This is a genomic window from Mycobacterium sp. IS-2888, assembly GCF_001954215.1.
Classification (GTDB): Bacteria; Actinomycetota; Actinomycetes; order Mycobacteriales; family Mycobacteriaceae; genus Mycobacterium.
This window is the reverse complement of the sequence record NZ_MBET01000050.1, coordinates 15376-32331: the sequence shown is the minus strand read 5'-3', so window position 1 is coordinate 32331 and position 16956 is coordinate 15376. Positions and strand designations below refer to the sequence as shown.

The following is a 16956-nucleotide window of genomic DNA, read 5'->3' as shown; positions in this document are numbered from 1 at the left end:
CCCTAATTTCTTTGGGTACCCTATCCTCGATCACCGGGTCGCCGCCACTAGCCCCCCACTGAGGAGTCCGATGCCCGCAGACACCGCGCAGCCGGCGGCCGAAGGCATGGAGGGATTCGTACCGTTCCCGGCCGATAGGGCCGCCGCGTACCGGGCGGCCGGGTATTGGACTGGTCGGGCCGTGGACGCGATCCTCGCCGACGCTGCGCGACGCTGGCCCCACCGGATCGCCGTGCTCGACGCACTCCCGGGTGAGCGACTCAGCTACGCCGAACTCGACGAGCGGGCCGACCGTGCGGCGGCCGGTCTGCGCGGCCTGGGCATCGGACCGGGCGACCGGGTGTTGCTGCAGCTGCCGAACGGCTGCCAATTCGCGGTTGCGTTGTTCGGGCTGTTGCGCGCGCGGGCGATCCCGGTGATGTGCCTGCCCGGTCATCGGGCCGCCGAGTTGGGACACTTTGCCGCCGTCGGTCAAGCCAGCGTGCTGTTAATCGCTGATGCCGCAAACGGTTTCGACTATCGGGCGATGGCACGCCAGCTCGCCGAGGAGCACCCCACGCTCCAGCACGTCATCGTCGACGGCGACCCCGGTCCGTTCGTCTCATGGCGGCGGCTGTGCGAGTCGGTGGCGGTTCCGAACACCGAATCGCCGGTGGATCCGGAATCGCCTGCCTTGCTACTGGTTTCCGGCGGCACCACCGGCCTACCCAAGCTCATCCCCCGCACGCACAACGACTACGTGTTCAACGCGACCGCGAGCGCCGCCGTCTGCGGGCTCACCGCACAGGACGTCTATCTGGTGGCGCTGTCCGCGGGCCACAACTTCCCCCTGGCTTGTCCGGGGCTACTCGGTGCGATGACGGTGGGCGCCACCACCGTGTTCGGCACCGACCCCAGCCCGGAGGCGGCCTTCGCCGCCATCGACCGCCACGGCGTCACCGTCACCGCCCTGGTGCCGGCGCTGGCCAAACTGTGGGCACAGGCCTGCGACTGGGAACCGGTGACACCGAAGTCGTTGCGGCTCTTGCAGGTTGGCGGTGCCAAACTCGAGCCCGAGGACGCCCGACGGGTGCGCGCGACGCTGACCCCGGGCCTGCAGCAGGTGTTCGGCATGGCGGAGGGGTTGCTCAATTTCACCCGTCCCGGCGATCCGCCGGAATTGCTGGACGGCACCCAGGGCCGGCCCTTGTGCGCGGATGACGAACTGCGCGTCGTCGACGGCGTGGGCGAGCCGGTGTCACCCGGCGAAGAGGGCGAGCTGCTGGTACGCGGCCCGTATACGTTCAACGGTTACTTCCGTGCCGAGCGGGACAACGAGCGCTGCTTCGATCCCGACGGGTTCTTCCGCAGCGGCGATTTGGTCCGCCGCAGGGAAGACGGCTACCTGGTGGTCACCGGGCGGGTGAAAGACGTGATCTGTCGCGGCGGTGAGACGATTGCGGCCGCGGACCTCGAAGAGCAGCTGCTGCGCCACCCCGCGATCTACGCGGCCGCGGCCGTTGCGCTGCCCGACCCCTATCTGGGCGAAAAGATTTGCGTCGCCGCCGTTTTCACCGGCGAAGCGATCAGCCTTGCGCAACTGAACGCCTACCTCGACCGGCGCGGTGTGGCCGTGCATGCCCGGCCCGACGTGTTGGTCGCGATGCCCTCGCTGCCCACCACACCCGTCGGCAAGGTCGACAAAAAGGCGATCGCCCGCCAGGTCGGCGGCGTGGATTGACGCCGTGCGCCGGCCGCGTGCGCGATGCTAAGTTCGACGGCAGGCGCGAAGGAGCCGAACAATGGGTGAAGCTTTGTGGGGTTTTCTGACGGTACTCGCCCTCGTGCTGGCGCTGGTGTTCGCGGCGGTCGCTTTCGTCTTCACAATGCAATTGCGCGACCGAACGCCCACCGCGATAGGCGAAGAAATAGGCAGCGCCAGGGCGGTCACGCAAAAAGTGCGCAAACGCGAACCGCTGTCACCCGATGAGTTGGACTACGCGCAGCAAATCATCGCCGCCCGCAGCTCGTTGATGGCGTTGTGCATACCCGGCGCCCTATTCATGGTGGGCTGCTTTTATGTGTTCGGCAGCCTTTACCACCTGCATGGGGCGACGCCCTCCGAGCGGACATTTCTCGGCGTTTTCCCCATGTTGGCCGGTACGAACCTCACGGTGCAGGTTCTCAGAAGCGCAAGGCTGAAGAGGCGCCTGCGCAAGACGTACTGAGGCGTTCCGGTGCGGTGCCGATCGTCTGCGCCTGGCCCCATTTCCCGTTAGGCACATGACCGTCTACTATCTGCATGGGCACGAGGGCGGGGGCGGGATGCGCAGACGAGATCCGGGACCGAGTTCTACAGAGGTGATCGAATGAGCCCTCGTTCGGTCGGCAGGACCGTCTTGGCGCGCGTCTGGATGCCATTGGTCGCGGTCATTGCTATCGGCGTGGGCGCGGTGGCCATGGTGAAGGTGCACCAGTTCTCTAATCCCCCGCCCGTCATCACCGTCAATGAGCCGGCAGCGCCTCCCGAGTTCAGTATCAAACGGCTCACGTACGAGTTGTTCGGCTCCGTCGGCGATGGCGGGATGCTCGTCTGGGTGGACATCAACGGGCATCCACACCAGGTCGATCTGACGACCTTGCCGTGGTCGCATACGGAGGCGACCACCCTCACTGTCGTGTCCGGCAGCATCTCGGCGCAGGTTCATGGCGGTCAAGTCGGCTGCCGGTTGCGGGTGAATGGCGTTGTCCGCGCTGAACAATCCGATGCCCATCAGGACGCACACGTCTTTTGTCTGGTGAAATCCGCATGAGCGAACACCAGGCGCAGCCTCGGGCGAAGCGCCCCTTGGTCCCCAGAATGGTCCGCGTCTTCGCGATCCCGATCATCGCCTTCTGGGGCCTGCTCGCCGTGTCGACGAACACCTTCATGCCGCAGGTCGAAAGGGTCGCCGAGGAGCTCGCGGGCCCACTGGTCCCGCACTACGCGCCGTCGCAGCGCGCGCTGCTGAGCATCGGGGCGAAGTTCCACGAGTCGAATTCGACCAGCCTGGCCATGATCGTGCTCGAAGCCAACCGGCCGCTAGGCGACGCGGATCACCGGTACTACGACGATCTGATGCGCCGGTTCAAGCAAGACCCCAAGCATGTGCAGTACGCCATGGATCTGTGGGGAAAGCCGATCACGGCGGCAGGGGCGCAGAGCCTCGACGGCAAGTGCGCATACGTGCTGTTGCGTCTCGCGGGCGATATCGGCCAGATGCAAGCGAATGAGTCCGTTGCCGCCGTTCGGGATATCGTCGCCAAGGACGCGCCGCCGCCCGGGCTCATGGTCTATGTCAGCGGCGCGGCCCCGCTTGCCAAAGACACTGTGGCTATTGCGAATTCGAGCCTGAACAACATCACGATTGTGACGATCTTCCTCATCATCGCGATGTTGCTGCTGGTGTACCGCTCCATCGTCAACCTGTTTGTGCCGTTGGCCGGAGTTCTGTTCGAGATGCTGGTCGCGAAGGGGGTTATCGCGACCCTTGGGCATCTCGGGTACATCGAGCTCTCGTCATTCGCAGTGAACATCGTCGTCGCGCTGACGCTGGGAGCGGGGACGGACTACGGCATCTTCTTGATGGGCCGCTATCACGAGGCCCGACACGACGGCGAAAGCAGGGAGGAGGCGTTTTACACCGCGTACAAAAGCGTCGCACCCGTCATCCTCGGCTCGGGGCTGACGATCGCGGGGGCGTGTTACTGCCTGACCTTCGCGCGACTCAACTATTTCCACACCATGGGGCCGGCCGTCGCGATCAGCATGTTGTTCACCATCGCGGCGGCGCTGACGCTGGGCCCGGCCTTCTTGACGGTGGGCAGTCTTTTCGGGCTCTTCGACCCAAGGAGCAAGGCCAAGGCGCATCTGTATCGGCGGATCGGGGCGAGCGTGGTCCGGTGGCCGGTGCCGATCCTCTTCGCCAGCGCCGCTGCCGTTCTGCTCGGGGCCATCTTCGTGCCGACGTACCGGCAGAACTACGACGACCGCCAGTACCAGCCGCACAACTCCCCGGCCAACCTCGGTTTCCAGGCTGCCGACCGGCACTTCCCGAAGAGCAAGCTGTTCTCCGAGATGCTGATGATCGAGTCAGATCACGACATGCGAAACTCGGGTGATTTCATCTCACTAGACCGCGCGGCCAAGGCCCTCGAACGCCTTCCCGGCGTCGCGATGGTGCAAAGCATCACCAGGCCCATGGGCCGAGCTTTGGAACATGCCACCATTCCCTACTTGTTCACCACACAAGGCAGCGGGAGCGGTCAACAGCTCCCGTTCACCAAGCAGCAAAACGCCAATACCAACGAGCAGGCACAGATTACGGAGCACACGGTCGCGGTCTTGCGCAAAGAGATCGGCTTCTTCCAAACGATGTCGGATGAGATGCACAAGACGGTTATCACCATGGAGGACATGCAACAGGTCACCGACGAGTTGAGGTCGAACCTTGCCAACCTCGAGGACTTCTTCCGGCCGATGCGCAGCTATTTCTATTGGGAGAAGCACTGTTTCGACATTCCCATCTGCTACGCATTCAGGTCGCTGTTCGAGTCGGTCGACGGCCTCGACAAGATGGCCGACGACATCAAGGACGCCGTAAACTCTCTCGAGGTCATCGACAAGACCTTGCCGCAAATCATCACGCAGCTGAAACTCACGGCCGACGACTCGGAGGCGTTAGCCTCTCTATTGGTCAGCACCTACGGCCAGTCTTCTCTGCAGTCCACCCAGACCGACCAGACATTCGACGACCAGATCAATGTGGGGCTCGACTTCGACCAGTCCCGCAGCGATGACTTCTTTTACATCCCGCACGAGGCTTTCGACAACGACGACGTCAAAACCGGTATGCAGCTGCTGATGTCGCCCGACGGCAAGGCGGCCCGGCTGATCATCACCCATGAGGGCGATGCCAACGGCCCCGAAGGTGTGCAGCATGTAGAACAGTTCCCCACCGCGATAACCGTGGCGCTCAAAGAGACCTCGCTGGCCGGCTCGAAGGTTTATATCGGCGGCTCGGGATCAACCAACAAGGACATCAAGCAATACGCGGCATCCGATCTGCTCATCGTGGCGATCGCCGCCTTCGTGCTGATCTTCTTGATCATGTTGTTCCTCACCAGAAGTCTGATGGCAGCCATTGTCATCCCCGGCACGGTGGCCTTCTCCTACGCCGGGGCGTTCGGGCTCTCCATCCTCGTCTGGCAGCACCTCATCGGCCTGCCGCTGCACTGGTTGGTATTGCCGCTGACGTTCATCATCCTGGTGGCGGTGGGTTCGGACTACAACCTGCTGTTGATCCTTCGCGTCAAAGAGGAGCTGCACGCCGGAATCCACACCGGCCTGATCCGCGCGCTCGGAAGCACCGGCGGCGTGGTGACTTCCGCCGGTTTGGTGTTCGCGTTCACCATGCTGGCAATGCTCACCAGCGATCTGCGCACCGTCGGTCAGGTGGGTTCGACCGTGTGCATTGGCCTGCTGCTCGACACGCTGATCGTGCGTTCGTTCGTCGTGCCGTGCATCCTGCGAATCCTCGGGCCATGGTTCTGGTGGCCAACCCTGGTGCGTTCCCGTCCGTTACCGCAGCGAGCTGGCTAGAAGTTCAGCCCGGAGAACATGATCCGGCTGGGGTCGTACTTCTGCCGTACGGCGGTCAGCCGGGCCAGGTTCGGGCCGAAGTACCGCGACGGCGGCTGGTTGGCCTCGATGTAGTTCACGTAGCCGCCCACCGAATACTGTTGCACCGCTTGGTGTGCCGTGTTGAGCCAGCTGGTCGCGGCCGCCGGGTCACCGGTTTCGACATACCATTGCACCAGGGCGGACTGCTGGCGCCACGGATACGCCGTGGCGCCCGGTGCCACGCTCGCGAGCGCACCGTCGAGCGCGTGCATGATGGCCAACATGCGGCCCGCGCCGCGCGGAAAGGCGTTGACGGCCGAGGCGATCCCCTGGGCGGCCGCGGCGTTGACGGTCGGAAAGACATCGGATCCGCCGACGTATCCCAGCGGCGACGGGTTGAGGTTCCCGACGGCCAGATAGTTCACCAAGTCCATGTAGTTGAACGTGTGATTCTCGGTGCCGGACGGTTGCATTCCCACCGCTCGGGTGATGGCGGCCGCCGTGCCGTTACCCGATCCGGCCGGGCAGGTGGCCAGAATCCGGCAATGCGTGCCCATTGGGTCGACCGTGGCGTCGGCCAGTGCCCAGCTGTTCCGATCGGCGGTGCGCAGCCAATTCTGCCAACCGACGAGCACCTGGGCGAACGACTGTGGCGGGAAGTTGAGGTTGACGACGTCGACGTCCTTGGTGGGGAATGTCGCGAAGGTCAGCGCAGTCGTCACGCCGAAGTTGCCGCCGCCGCCACCGCGCAACGCCCAGAACAGGTCGGGGTTGCTGCCGGCGGACGCGGTGACCGCCTGGCCGCTGGGCAGCACCACCGACGCCGACGTCATCTGGTCGCACAGCAGGCCCGCGTGCCGGGACTGGGCGCCCATTCCGCCACCCAGGGCGTGCCCCGCGGCCCCGACCGAGGGACAGGTACCCGTCGGGACGCCGCGGCCGGCCGCGGCCAGGGTCCGGTGCATCGTGTACAGACTGGTCGCCGGCGTCACCGTGACCTGCCCGGTAGAGGCGTCGTAGTTGGCGTCCCCGGGCAGCTGTCGCAGGTCGAGCACCATGGCGCCATTCGCTGTGGACGCCCCGATATAGGAGTGCCCACCGCTGCGCGGAGCGACCTTGAGGTTGTTGGCGGCGGCGAATGCCATCGCCTTTTGCACATCCGCCGCCGATTTGGGCGTGACGATCGCCGCCGGGGTATAGCCGTTGTAGTTGGTGTTGAAAACCTGCTTGGCCGAACCGAATTGGGGACTGTTCGGTAGCAATACCTCCCCGCCGAGGGCATTCGACAGACCGTCCCAGCCGGTGGCGCTCGGCGCGGCGGTGGCCCGCACCCAGCCGACGCGGCCCGATCCGAGCACCGCGCCGGCGGCCAACGCCCCGGCGGCGCCCCGCAGGAACGCCTGCCGCGAGATTTCACGCGCCATCGTCGGGCTCCCGCGATTGCGTCATGTTCCGCATTCTCGACGACGCAAACCGCGGTGCCGCGCGACTTGACGCGGGGTGACACAAACGTGCCCCAACCGTTACCCGACTGGACTGCTAGCGAAGCGGAACCAAATATGGCGCCAGGGTTGAGAGCTTCTCGCAGGTCTCCTCGAATTCGCGCTCGGGGTCCGACGCCGCGATGATGCCGGCGCCGGCCCTCAGCCACGTCGCACCGTCGCGCTCATAAGCTGCCCGCAGCGTCAGCGCGGCATCCAGCCCGCCGTCCGCTGAAATCATCACCACCGCACCGGAATACAGGCCACGCGGGTGATCGTCGAGGCGCAGGATGGCCTCGACACCCGCCGCCTTCGGGATGCCCGACGCGGTGACCGCCGGAAAGAGCGCTTCCAGGGCGTCCATCCTGTCGCGCGAGGGGTCCAGCCGCGCGCTGATGGTCGAGCCGAGGTGTTGCACGCTCCCCCGCTCCCGCACGGTCATGAAATCGGTCACCACCGGCGTACCCGGCACGGCGACCTCGGTGATCTCGTGCAGCGAGCTGCGCACCGAAATCGCGTGCTCGACAATCTCTTTCGAATTCGATTCAAGATCGTCACGAGCCTCACGGTCGCGCGCGGGACCGCGACCGAGCGCGCGGGTTCCGGCCAGGGGTTCGGTCACCACCTCGCCGTCGTGGACGGCGGCAACAAGTTCGGGGCTGTAGCCGACGGCGCGAATTCCGCCCAGGCGCAACAAAAACGACCGCACGGGGGTGTTGTGCCGACGACCCAGCCGATACGTTGCCGGGAAGTCCACCGCGAAAGGCACTTCGACGCAACGAGACAGGATCACCTTGTGGTAGTTGCCCGCGCCGATCTCGCCCACGGCCGTCGCCACGCGATCGCGGTAGCCCGACGGGTCGGCGGTCACTCCGACGTCGCGGGCGCCGCCCACGCGCGGAACACCGCCTTCGAGTAGGCCGACCACCGCCTCGCGGTGAGAAGCGGCGGCGTTGAAAAGCTGAACCGTCTCGGAGGTCACCACGATGCGGGTGCGTGGCCAAAACAATCGGGCCAGCGGGGTTCGCGGTGACAGCCGCTGCTGCAGCCCGAAGCGGTAGACGCCGAATTCGAACGCGATCCAGCCGAACACGTGATCGGTTTCCAGCAACAACCGATCGACGGTCTCACCCAGGACCGGGCCCGGCCGACCGGACCATTGTTGCCGCTGAATCACGCCGTCGCGGATGACGCGCAGTTCGTCGCTGTCCAGTTCGACCATGGCCTGCACACCGCTGGCCAGCACCCATTGACCGCCGTGCTCGTAGAGCAGGTACTCCTCGCCCAACCGCTCGGGCAGCACCGCAGCCAGCTCGGCCGCCAGGTCGGCGGGCTCGATGTGGGTGGGGAGCGGAATGGGCGATGACGTGGTGCCGGCGGAACTCGGCGAAACGCTGACGTCGGTCACGGTTAGTAAATGTAGCCTAACCTATCTAAGCGTGCGCAACCCCTAGCCGCGCGCGGGCGGCGTCGGCCTGCCACGGCGTGTCCGGGCGACACCAATGCTACACAGCGAATCCCCAGAAAAGTCACAGTGGATTCACGTCTAGGGCCGCTTATACCGGTCGACCAGCGGCGCTGTGACCACCAACTTTGGCGAAATCGACCGTTTGAATACGCCTGTGTTAAACACGGCCTTTTCGCGCTGTCTTCGACTGGCGGACGCCTACCGGCGGGGTTAAATTTTTGCACGGTCTCGGGATGGTCGTAGTTGCGAACGGTGCTTCCCCTGATCGCCGGATCAACAAGAGAGGCACCAATGCTGCAAGAGTTCTGGCAGAACTTCACCCACAACCTGTTCAAGCCGCTCCTGCTCTTCTTCTACTTTGGGTTCCTCATTCCGATCCTCAAGGTGCGCTTCGAATTCCCGTACGTGATCTATCAGGGCCTGACGATGTACCTGCTGCTGGCCATTGGCTGGCATGGCGGCGAAGAACTCGCCAAGATCAATGCCTCCAGCGTCGGGGTCATCGTGGGATTCATGGCGGTGGGCTTCGTACTGAACTTCGCGATCGGCGGCATCGCCTACTTGCTGCTGAATTTGCTGACGCGGCTAAGAAGCGTCGACCGCGCCACTGTGGCCGGCTACTACGGCTCGGACTCCGCGGGAACTTTTGCCACCTGCGTGGCGGTCCTGACCGCCGTCGGCATCGCGTTCAACGCCTACATGCCCGTCATGTTGGCCGTCATGGAGGTGCCCGGCTGCCTGGTGGCGCTGTACCTGGTGGCGCGCCTGCGGCACCGGGGGTTGGACACGGCGGGATACATGCCCAACGAAGCCGGCTACACCCCGCCCGTCAAGGTCGGAGTCGGTCCCGGAACCGCGGCGCGGCCGCCGCACGGCGCGAGCCTCGAGTCCGAGGAGGAACGCGCCCTCGAGCAGGAGCTGGAGCTCTCGCTGGAAAAGATGGAACATCCCGACTGGGAGGCCGACCCACGCCCGGCGAAGGTCAAGGCCCCCCTGTTCTCCCGCGAGCTCTTCCAGGAAGTCTTCCTCAACCCCGGGCTGGTCCTCCTGTTCGGCGGGATCGTCATCGGCCTCATCAGCGGGCTGCAGGGACAGAAGGTCGTTGCGGACGACGACAAGTTCTTCGTCATGGCATTCCAGGGCGTGCTCTGCCTGTTCCTGCTGGAAATGGGCATGACGGCGTCGCGCAAATTGAGGGACCTGCGGTCGGCCGGCCTCGGTTTCATCTTCTACGGCCTGCTGGCCCCGAATCTCTTTGCAACGCTGGGGATTTTCGTCGCCTACAGCTACGCCTACCTGACCCACACCGACTTCAAGACCGGGACCTACGTGCTGTTCGCGGTGCTGTGCGGTGCGGCGTCCTACATCGCCGTGCCGGCGGTCCAGCGCCTGGCAATCCCCGAAGCCAGCCCGACGCTGCCGCTCGCCGCGTCACTGGGTCTGACGTTCTCCTATAACGTCACCATCGGAATCCCCCTGTACATCGAGATCGTCCGTCTGGTCGGACACTGGTTCCCGGGAACCTGAGGTCAAACGGCTGGAAGATCGCTCAATGATCGACGAAACATCATGGGTCGCCGGGCGATTGATCGATGGCGTCTCGATAAGCCATGCGGCACAAGCCATGCCGATCGTGCCGCGCCGTCTCGACTGACGGCCGTACGCGCCGCGGCCTGAGCGCACCAAGCATCGGTGCGCCGGACGGGTTATTCGAGCGCATGTCAACTCGTTGTTAATTGTTCGTAAAGAGGCGTTCACTACGTTGACCGAGGCCTGGTGAGTCCTCAAGGTTGATTCGTGTTCGTGGACGCCCCGTGCCGCTCGCTGCTTTCCGCGTCGCCGGACTAGGTCATCGGGAGGCGCCAGTGCTTCATGAAGCCGCCGTCGAGCGGGGCCCACGCGTACGCGTACGCGTGCGGCAGGCCCGGACCGCTCCGACCGAAGAGCCTCGCAATGGCGAAAAGCTTCGCAACAGCGAAAAGCCTCGCAATGGCCTGGCCGGCCTCAAACATTGGCGTTATGACCTTCGCTCGGGTTTCACGGTGGCGATGATCTCGCTTCCGTTCTCGATGGGCATCGCGATGACCTCGGGTGCGCCGCCGATCTGCGGGATCATGTCGGCGATCATCGCCGGTTTCATCCTGCCGTTCTTGGGCGGCTCGTATGTGACCATCAGCGGCCCGGCCGCGGGGCTGGCGCCGGCGCTGTTCGCCGGCATGATCGCATTGGGACACGCCCGCCTGGGCCGGGGCGCCCCCACGTCCGAGGTGCTCGCAGTGGGCTACCCCCTAGTCCTTGTCGCCATTGCGATCGCGGGCGTGTTGCAGGTGATCCTTGCCAAGTTGAAGGTGGCGCGCCTGAGTGCCATCTTCCCGGCCGCGGCCATCCAGGGCATGCTGGCGGCGATCGGCCTGATGATCATCGTCAAGCAGATTCCGCTCTTCATGGGAGTGAAGTTCGACGCCCACGAGTTCTGGGCGGTCCTGGGCGAAGTGCCCAGCCACGTCCCGTCGATACACCCGCAGGTCTGCGCCCTCGGGATCGGTTGCCTGGCAGCGCTTTTCGTGCTGTCGGCCCTCCCCGGGCGGCTGCTGAAGGTCATGCCGCCTCCGGTCTGGGTGTTCCTCGCCGGCACGGTGGTCAGCACATTCATCCTGAAATTGGACAAGCACTACCTGATCAACGTGCCCGATTCGCTTGAGCACGGGATCGTCTTCCCCCAGTTCGGGGAGGCATTCACCGATACCGCACTGTTGCTGCCCCTCGCCTACCTCGTTGTCACCCTCCTGTTGATCGACGCGACCGAGTCCCTGGCGACGATCGCGGCCGTGGACAACATTGACCCGTATCGCCGCCGGTCCGACCCGGACCGGACGCTGCTGGCCATGGGTGTTTCGAACGGCGCCTCGAGCATGCTCGGCGGCTTGACCATCATCCCCGGCATGGTCAAGAGCACCGCGAATGTCCTGGCCGGCGGCCGGACCCAGTGGGCCAACTTCTACAACGCCTGCTTCCTGCTGCTGTTCGTGCTATTCGGCCGCTATGTGATCGACATGGTGCCGATGGCGGTCCTCGGCGCCATCCTGGTCTTCATCGGCTACAAGCTGTGTAAGCCCGCGGTCTGGCTCAAGGTCGCACGAATCGGCACGGAGCAGTTCGTGGTCTTCGCCACCACCCTGCTCGTGACCGTCACGACCGACCTGCTCATCGGCATCATCACCGGCATCGCCCTGGAGCTGGTGGTGAACCTATGGTTCGTGGGCCTCTGGCACACCCTGCGCAACGGCTCGGAATCCGCCAAACCGAATTTCGGCGTCCGGTTCCTCAGTCTGTTCCGGAATCCGGTGTCGGACAGGGAATTCGACGACGGCGACTACCACCTATACCTGGATGGTCCCCTGGTGTGTTTCAACCTGTTCCACGTGATTCGGGAGCTGCGGCAGCTTCCATCGGATACCCGGACGGTCCATCTCCACTTGAGCTCGCGTGTGCCCCTCGTCGACCACACGACAGGTGAGTCCCTCCGCTACTACCTGGACGAGTTCAGCGGCCAAGACCAAAGTCCAAGGCTGGTCATCGAGGGATGGGATCACATGCGGCCCCTGTCCAAGCATGAGACCAGCACGCGGATCGCCCTGGGCAGCGTCGAGAAGTTGGCGGTCCCTCAACCGACCGATTGACGGCCGGCCACCTGAGAACTACCCCAGCAGCGTTCGCACGACCGCGTCGGCAAGCAGCCGCCCGCGCGGCGTGAGGACCAGGCGCTCGCCCTCGGGCTCCAACAACCCGTCGGCGACGACGGCTTGCGCACGTTCGCGTTCGGCGCCATCCAGCCGGTCCAGCGGAAGCCCTTGGCGCAGACGGGTTTTCAGCAACACGTCTTCGGTGTGCAAGGCGTCGGGCCCGAGCTGCTCGAAGCCCGCGACCGGCACCGCGGCACGCGCCAGCATCTCCGCATAAGTGTTGGGGTGCTTGACATTCCACCATCGAGTCGCGCCGACGAATCCGTGCGCGCCAGGGCCCGCCCCCCACCATTGGCCGCCGTCCCAGTAGCCGAGGTTATGCCGGCACTCGCCGCCGGGCCGGGACCAGTTGGACACCTCATACCAGGCCATCCCGGCCGCCGACAGCTTGGCGTCGACCAGCTCGTAGCGATGCGCCAGCACATCGTCGTCGGGGGCGTCGAGCTCGCCGCGCCGGACCCGCCGGGCAAGCGCGGTGCCCTCCTCGACAAGCAGGGCATACGCCGAGACGTGATCGACGCCCGCCTCGAGGGCCGCGTCGACGGAACGCGTCAGGTCGTCGTCGGTTTCCCCGGGGGTTCCATAGATCAGGTCGAGGTTGACGTGGTCGAAGCCCGCGGCCATCGCCTCGCCGGCCGCGGACGCCGCGCGCCCGGGTGAGTGCACACGATCGAGGGTCGCCAACACCCGTGGGGCCACCGACTGCATGCCCAGCGAGACCCGCGTGTATCCGGCCGCCCGGATGGCATCGAAGAATTCCGGCCACGTCGATTCGGGGTTGGCCTCGGTGGTCACCTCGGCATCCGGGGCCAGTACGAACTGGTCGCGCACCATGCGCAGCAGCGCGGCCAGGCGTTCGCCGCCCAGCAGTGACGGCGTCCCGCCCCCGACGAACACCGTGTTTACCGTCGGTGCGTCCAGCCGTGCCGCCGCGAGTTCGAGCTCCGTACGCAGCGCCTGCAGCCAGGCGTCGGGGTTGACGCCACCCAACTCCGCTGGCGTGTAGGTGTTGAAGTCGCAGTAACCGCAGCGAGTGATGCAGAACGGGACATGGACATACAGCCCGAACGGCCGCCCACGCGTCGCCTGCATGTCGGGCAGGTCGGGCGGTACGTCGGGAAGGGCCATGCCAAATGATCCCACGGCGGGCGGGATGGGCCGGGTGCCCGATTCCTCCCAGGGAATACTCGGCTTTCGCAGCCCGTTCGCCCAGGATGGATCACTAGTTTTAATCACCGTGAGGAGAAATTTCACCTGGTTGCGAAGCTCGTCGATATTCATGGCAGAATGGGCGCGTGACCGTCGCCAACCGCAGCCTGCGTATCGCCCTAGTGGCGCGGCGGCATATCGACCTCAAGCGCGTCTGTAGCTGTTGCTGTCTGCCTTGACGTCGTAGACCCAGCCCACCTGTACCTCCAGCTGGCCCCCGGATCTGCGCAGCCCGGAGATACCGGTTTCCTGCGCGCTGATGGCTGACAACGTTCGCGAAGGAGAACCCCCGAATGACCACGGCACGTCCCGCAAAGCCCCGGAATGAGGGCCAGTGGGCGCTGGGTGATCGCGAGCCGCTGAACCCCAACGAAGAAATGAAACAGGCCGGCGCCCCCCTCGAGGTCCGCGAGCGCATCGAGAACATCTATGCCAAGGGCGGATTCGAGAGCATCGACAAAAGCGACCTGCGTGGTCGTTTCCGCTGGTGGGGCCTGTACACACAGCGCGAACAGGGTTACGACGGGACGTTCACCGGCGACGACAACGCCGAGTTGCTCGAAGCCCAGTACTTCATGATGCGGGTGCGCTGCGACGGCGGCGCGCTGTCGAGCGCCGCGCTGCGCACGGTGGGACAGATCTCGACCGAGTTCGGCAGGGACACCGCCGACATCTCCGACCGCCAGAACCTGCAGATCCACTGGGTCGAGGTGGAGAACGTCCCGGAAATCTGGCGCCGGCTCGCCGATGTCGGTTTGCAGACGGCCGAGGCGTGTGGTGACTGCCCGCGCGTGATTCTGGGCTCGCCGCTGGCCGGCGAGTCACTCGACGAGGTCCTCGATCCCACCTGGGCGATCGAGGAGATCGTGCGCCGCTACATCGGCCAGCCCGACTTCGCCGACCTGCCGCGCAAGTACAAGACCGCCATCTCGGGTCTGCAGGATGTCGCGCACGAAATCAACGACATCGCGTTCATCGGCGTCAACCATCCCGAGCACGGTCCGGGGCTGGACCTGTGGGTCGGCGGCGGCCTGTCCACCAACCCGATGCTGGCCCAGCGGGTCGGGGCCTGGGTCCCGCTGGACGAGGTGCCCGAGGTGTGGGCGGCGGTGACGTCGATATTCCGCGACTACGGCTACCGGCGGCTGCGGTCGAAGGCACGCCTGAAGTTCTTGATCAAGGACTGGGGCATCGAAAAGTTCCGCGAAGTTCTCGAAACCGAATACCTCAAGCGCCGCCTGATCGACGGCCCGGCGCCCGAGCCGGTCAAGCATCCGATCGATCACGTCGGGGTGCAGCGGCTCAAGAACGGGCTCAACGCCGTCGGGTTCGCACCGATCGCCGGCCGGGTATCCGGCACTATCCTGTCGACCGTGGCCGAGCTGGCCGAGCGGGCCGGTTCCGACCGGATTCGCTTCACTCCCTACCAAAAGCTGGTGGTGCTCGACGTACCCGATGACAAGCTCGACGATCTGATCGCCGGCGTCGAGGCGCTCGGGCTGCGGTCCAAGCCCTCGCATTGGCGCCGAAACCTGATGGCGTGCACCGGGATCGAATTCTGCAAGTTGTCGTTCGCCGAAACCCGCGGCAAGGCACAGGGTCTGGTGCCCGAGCTGGAGCGTCGTCTCGAGGACATCAACTCCCAGCTGGACGTGCCGATCACGGTCAATATCAACGGCTGCCCGAACTCGTGCGCGCGAATCCAAGTCGCCGACATCGGGCTCAAGGGTCAGATGGTCGACGACGGCCATGGCGGCTCGGTCGAGGGCTTCCAGGTTCACCTAGGCGGCAGCCTCGGCCTGGACAGCGGGTTCGGCCGAAAGCTGCGTCAGCACAAGGTCACCAGCGACGAGGTGAGCGACTACATCGACCGCGTGGTGCGAAACTTCATCAAACACCGCAACGAAGGAGAACGGTTCGCGCAGTGGGCGATTCGCGCGGAGGAGGCCGACCTGCGATGAGCGATCAAGCAACGATGCCGAGCGAGGCCGCACTGCGTGAGCTGGCGGAGCGGGGCGCCGCGGATCTCGAAGGCGCTAGCGCGGCCGACCTCCTGCGCTGGACCGACGAGAACTTCGGCGGCATCAACGGACCCCGCGGCTGGGCCACGTGCAACTACGTGGTGGCCTCCAACATGCAGGACGCCGTGCTGGTCGATATGGCGGCCAAGGTGCGGCCGGGTGTGCCGGTGCTCTTCCTGGACACCGGCTATCACTTCGTCGAAACCATAGGCACCCGCGACGCGATCGAATCCGTATACGACGTAAGGGTTCTCAACGTCACGCCGGAGCACAGTGTCGCCGAACAGGATCAACTGCTGGGCAAAGACCTGTTCGCCCGCGATCCCGGTGAGTGCTGCCGGCTGCGCAAGGTCGCCCCGCTGGGCAAAGCGCTGCGCGGTTATTCCGCCTGGGTGACCGGACTTCGTCGCGTCGAGGCGCCGACGCGCGCCAACGCTCCGCTGATCAGCTTCGACGAGGCGTTCAAGCTGGTGAAGATCAACCCGCTGGCGGCGTGGAGCGATCAGGACATGCAGAACTACATCGACGAGCACGATGTGTTGGTCAATCCCCTTGTCTACGAGGGCTATCCGTCGATCGGCTGCGCTCCCTGCACCGCGAAACCCGCCGAGGGCGCCGACCCGCGCAGCGGCCGCTGGCAGGGGCTGTCGAAGACCGAATGTGGGTTGCACGCCTCGTGACCACCCTGGTGCTCACGGCACACGGAAGTAGGGATCCACGATCGGCGGCCAGTGCGCGCGCCGTCGCGGACCGTGTGGCGCGCCTGCGGCCGGGCCTCGACGTGCGCCTTGCGTTCTGCGAGCTGAACTCCCCCAGCCTGCCCGACGTACTGAGCGACTGTCGCGACGCCGTCGTCACCCCGCTGCTGTTGGCGAACGCCTACCACGCCCGCGTCGACATCCCGGGCCAGATCGCCCAATCGGGTGTCGATGTTGCCCAAGCCGATGTGCTGGGCGAAGATCCACGGCTGATCTCGGTGCTGCGGCAGCGGGTTACCGACCTGGGTGTCTCAAGGCACGACGACGGGGTTGGCGTGCTGGTGGCGGCGATCGGGTCGTCCGACGCCATGGCCAACGCGCGGACTCGGCGGGTGGCAACCTACCTGCTGGCGGGCACGAGCTGGGCGGGCGCGACGACGGCGTTCGTGACCCGTCCCGAACCGTCGCTGGCCGAGGCGGCGGGCCGGTTGCGGCGGCAGGGCGCCCGACGGATCATCGTCGCGCCGTGGTTCCTGGCGCCAGGGCGCCTGCCGGATCGCGTGCGAAGTTTCGCCGACAACGCCGGCATGGAACTGGCGAAACCGTTGGGCGCGCACCGGTTGGTGGCCGAAACCGTGCTGAATCGCTTTGATGAGGCCCGCAAATCTGGACTCCAGGGCATCGCGGCCTGATCC

Annotated in this window: 13 protein-coding genes; 10 read left to right on the top strand and 3 right to left on the bottom strand. The window is 65.5% G+C overall.

Going from position 1 to position 16956, the window contains the following annotated elements; all coding sequences use genetic code 11:
- Positions 1-70: 70 nt before the first annotated feature.
- From A5745_RS07780 to A5745_RS07765, 4 genes are all read left to right on the top strand, one after another.
- Entirely contained in the window at positions 71-1720 is a 1650-nt protein-coding gene (locus tag A5745_RS07780) for a (2,3-dihydroxybenzoyl)adenylate synthase (protein WP_076115650.1), read from the top strand.
- A 61-nt stretch (positions 1721-1781) separates the two neighbouring features.
- Entirely contained in the window at positions 1782-2207 is a 426-nt protein-coding gene (locus A5745_RS07775; RefSeq protein WP_076064652.1) for a hypothetical protein, read from the top strand.
- Between the two features lie 141 nt (positions 2208-2348).
- Positions 2349-2792, top strand: a complete 444-nt coding sequence (locus A5745_RS07770; RefSeq protein WP_076064651.1) for an MmpS family transport accessory protein — start codon at positions 2349-2351, stop codon at positions 2790-2792.
- On the top strand, positions 2789-5620 hold the full coding sequence (locus A5745_RS07765) for an RND family transporter (protein ID WP_076064650.1): 2832 nt from the start codon (positions 2789-2791) through the stop codon (positions 5618-5620). The genes A5745_RS07770 and A5745_RS07765 overlap by 4 nt, the downstream gene beginning before the upstream one ends.
- Here the strand turns inward: A5745_RS07765 and A5745_RS07760 are convergent.
- Together A5745_RS07760 and A5745_RS07755 are read right to left on the bottom strand one after the other, a co-directional pair.
- The gene (locus tag A5745_RS07760) at positions 5617-7065 is read right to left on the bottom strand and encodes an FAD-binding oxidoreductase (protein ID WP_076115649.1); all 1449 of its coding nucleotides are present in this window, start codon (positions 7063-7065) and stop codon (positions 5617-5619) included. The genes A5745_RS07765 and A5745_RS07760 overlap by 4 nt on opposite strands.
- Positions 7066-7180: 115 nt before the next feature.
- Entirely contained in the window at positions 7181-8530 is a 1350-nt protein-coding gene (locus tag A5745_RS07755) for a salicylate synthase (RefSeq protein WP_076064648.1), read from the bottom strand.
- 351 nt (positions 8531-8881) lie between these two features.
- Here A5745_RS07755 and A5745_RS07750 point away from each other — a divergent pair, with 351 nt between their 5' ends.
- Positions 8882-10117 (top strand): sodium-dependent bicarbonate transport family permease, encoded by a 1236-nt coding sequence (locus A5745_RS07750; protein WP_076064647.1) that lies wholly within the window; start codon positions 8882-8884, stop codon positions 10115-10117.
- A 386-nt stretch (positions 10118-10503) separates the two neighbouring features.
- Entirely contained in the window at positions 10504-12270 is a 1767-nt protein-coding gene (locus A5745_RS07745) for a SulP family inorganic anion transporter (protein WP_256385464.1), read from the top strand.
- A gap of 18 nt (positions 12271-12288) precedes the next feature.
- Here the strand turns inward: A5745_RS07745 and hemW are convergent, their stop codons facing one another.
- Positions 12289-13461 (bottom strand): radical SAM family heme chaperone HemW, encoded by a 1173-nt coding sequence (hemW, locus tag A5745_RS07740; protein WP_076064646.1) that lies wholly within the window; start codon positions 13459-13461, stop codon positions 12289-12291.
- 167 nt (positions 13462-13628) lie between these two features.
- Between hemW and A5745_RS25320 the strand changes: the two genes are divergently transcribed.
- The 4 genes from A5745_RS25320 (at position 13629) to A5745_RS07720 (ending at position 16953) form a co-directional block, all read left to right on the top strand.
- The gene (locus A5745_RS25320; RefSeq protein WP_371328371.1) at positions 13629-13721 is read left to right on the top strand and encodes an Ms4527A family Cys-rich leader peptide; all 93 of its coding nucleotides are present in this window, start codon (positions 13629-13631) and stop codon (positions 13719-13721) included.
- Between the two features lie 114 nt (positions 13722-13835).
- Entirely contained in the window at positions 13836-15503 is a 1668-nt protein-coding gene (locus A5745_RS07730; RefSeq protein WP_076064645.1) for a nitrite/sulfite reductase, read from the top strand.
- Entirely contained in the window at positions 15500-16243 is a 744-nt protein-coding gene (locus A5745_RS07725) for a phosphoadenylyl-sulfate reductase (RefSeq protein ID WP_076064644.1), read from the top strand. The genes A5745_RS07730 and A5745_RS07725 overlap by 4 nt, the downstream gene beginning before the upstream one ends.
- Positions 16222-16953: a sirohydrochlorin chelatase gene (locus A5745_RS07720; RefSeq protein ID WP_175879784.1), complete on the top strand. Its 732-nt coding sequence runs from the start codon at positions 16222-16224 to the stop codon at positions 16951-16953. The genes A5745_RS07725 and A5745_RS07720 overlap by 22 nt, the downstream gene beginning before the upstream one ends.
- Positions 16954-16956: the final 3 nt, after the last annotated feature.

Bases quoted from the DNA above. Each gene is read 5' to 3' on its own strand.
- hemW (WP_076064646.1), bottom strand. From the start codon at position 13,461: ATGGCCCTTCCCGACGTACCGCCCGACCTGCCCGACATGCAGGCGACG.
- A5745_RS07775 (WP_076064652.1), top strand. From the start codon at position 1,782: ATGGGTGAAGCTTTGTGGGGTTTTCTGACGGTACTCGCCCTCGTGCTG.
- A5745_RS07765 (WP_076064650.1), top strand. From the start codon at position 2,789: ATGAGCGAACACCAGGCGCAGCCTCGGGCGAAGCGCCCCTTGGTCCCC.
- A5745_RS07760 (WP_076115649.1), bottom strand. From the start codon at position 7,065: ATGGCGCGTGAAATCTCGCGGCAGGCGTTCCTGCGGGGCGCCGCCGGG.
- A5745_RS07770 (WP_076064651.1), top strand. From the start codon at position 2,349: ATGAGCCCTCGTTCGGTCGGCAGGACCGTCTTGGCGCGCGTCTGGATG.
- A5745_RS07750 (WP_076064647.1), top strand. From the start codon at position 8,882: ATGCTGCAAGAGTTCTGGCAGAACTTCACCCACAACCTGTTCAAGCCG.
- A5745_RS07725 (WP_076064644.1), top strand. From the start codon at position 15,500: ATGAGCGATCAAGCAACGATGCCGAGCGAGGCCGCACTGCGTGAGCTG.
- A5745_RS07730 (WP_076064645.1), top strand. From the start codon at position 13,836: ATGACCACGGCACGTCCCGCAAAGCCCCGGAATGAGGGCCAGTGGGCG.
- A5745_RS07720 (WP_175879784.1), top strand. From the start codon at position 16,222: ATGTGGGTTGCACGCCTCGTGACCACCCTGGTGCTCACGGCACACGGA.
- A5745_RS07780 (WP_076115650.1), top strand. From the start codon at position 71: ATGCCCGCAGACACCGCGCAGCCGGCGGCCGAAGGCATGGAGGGATTC.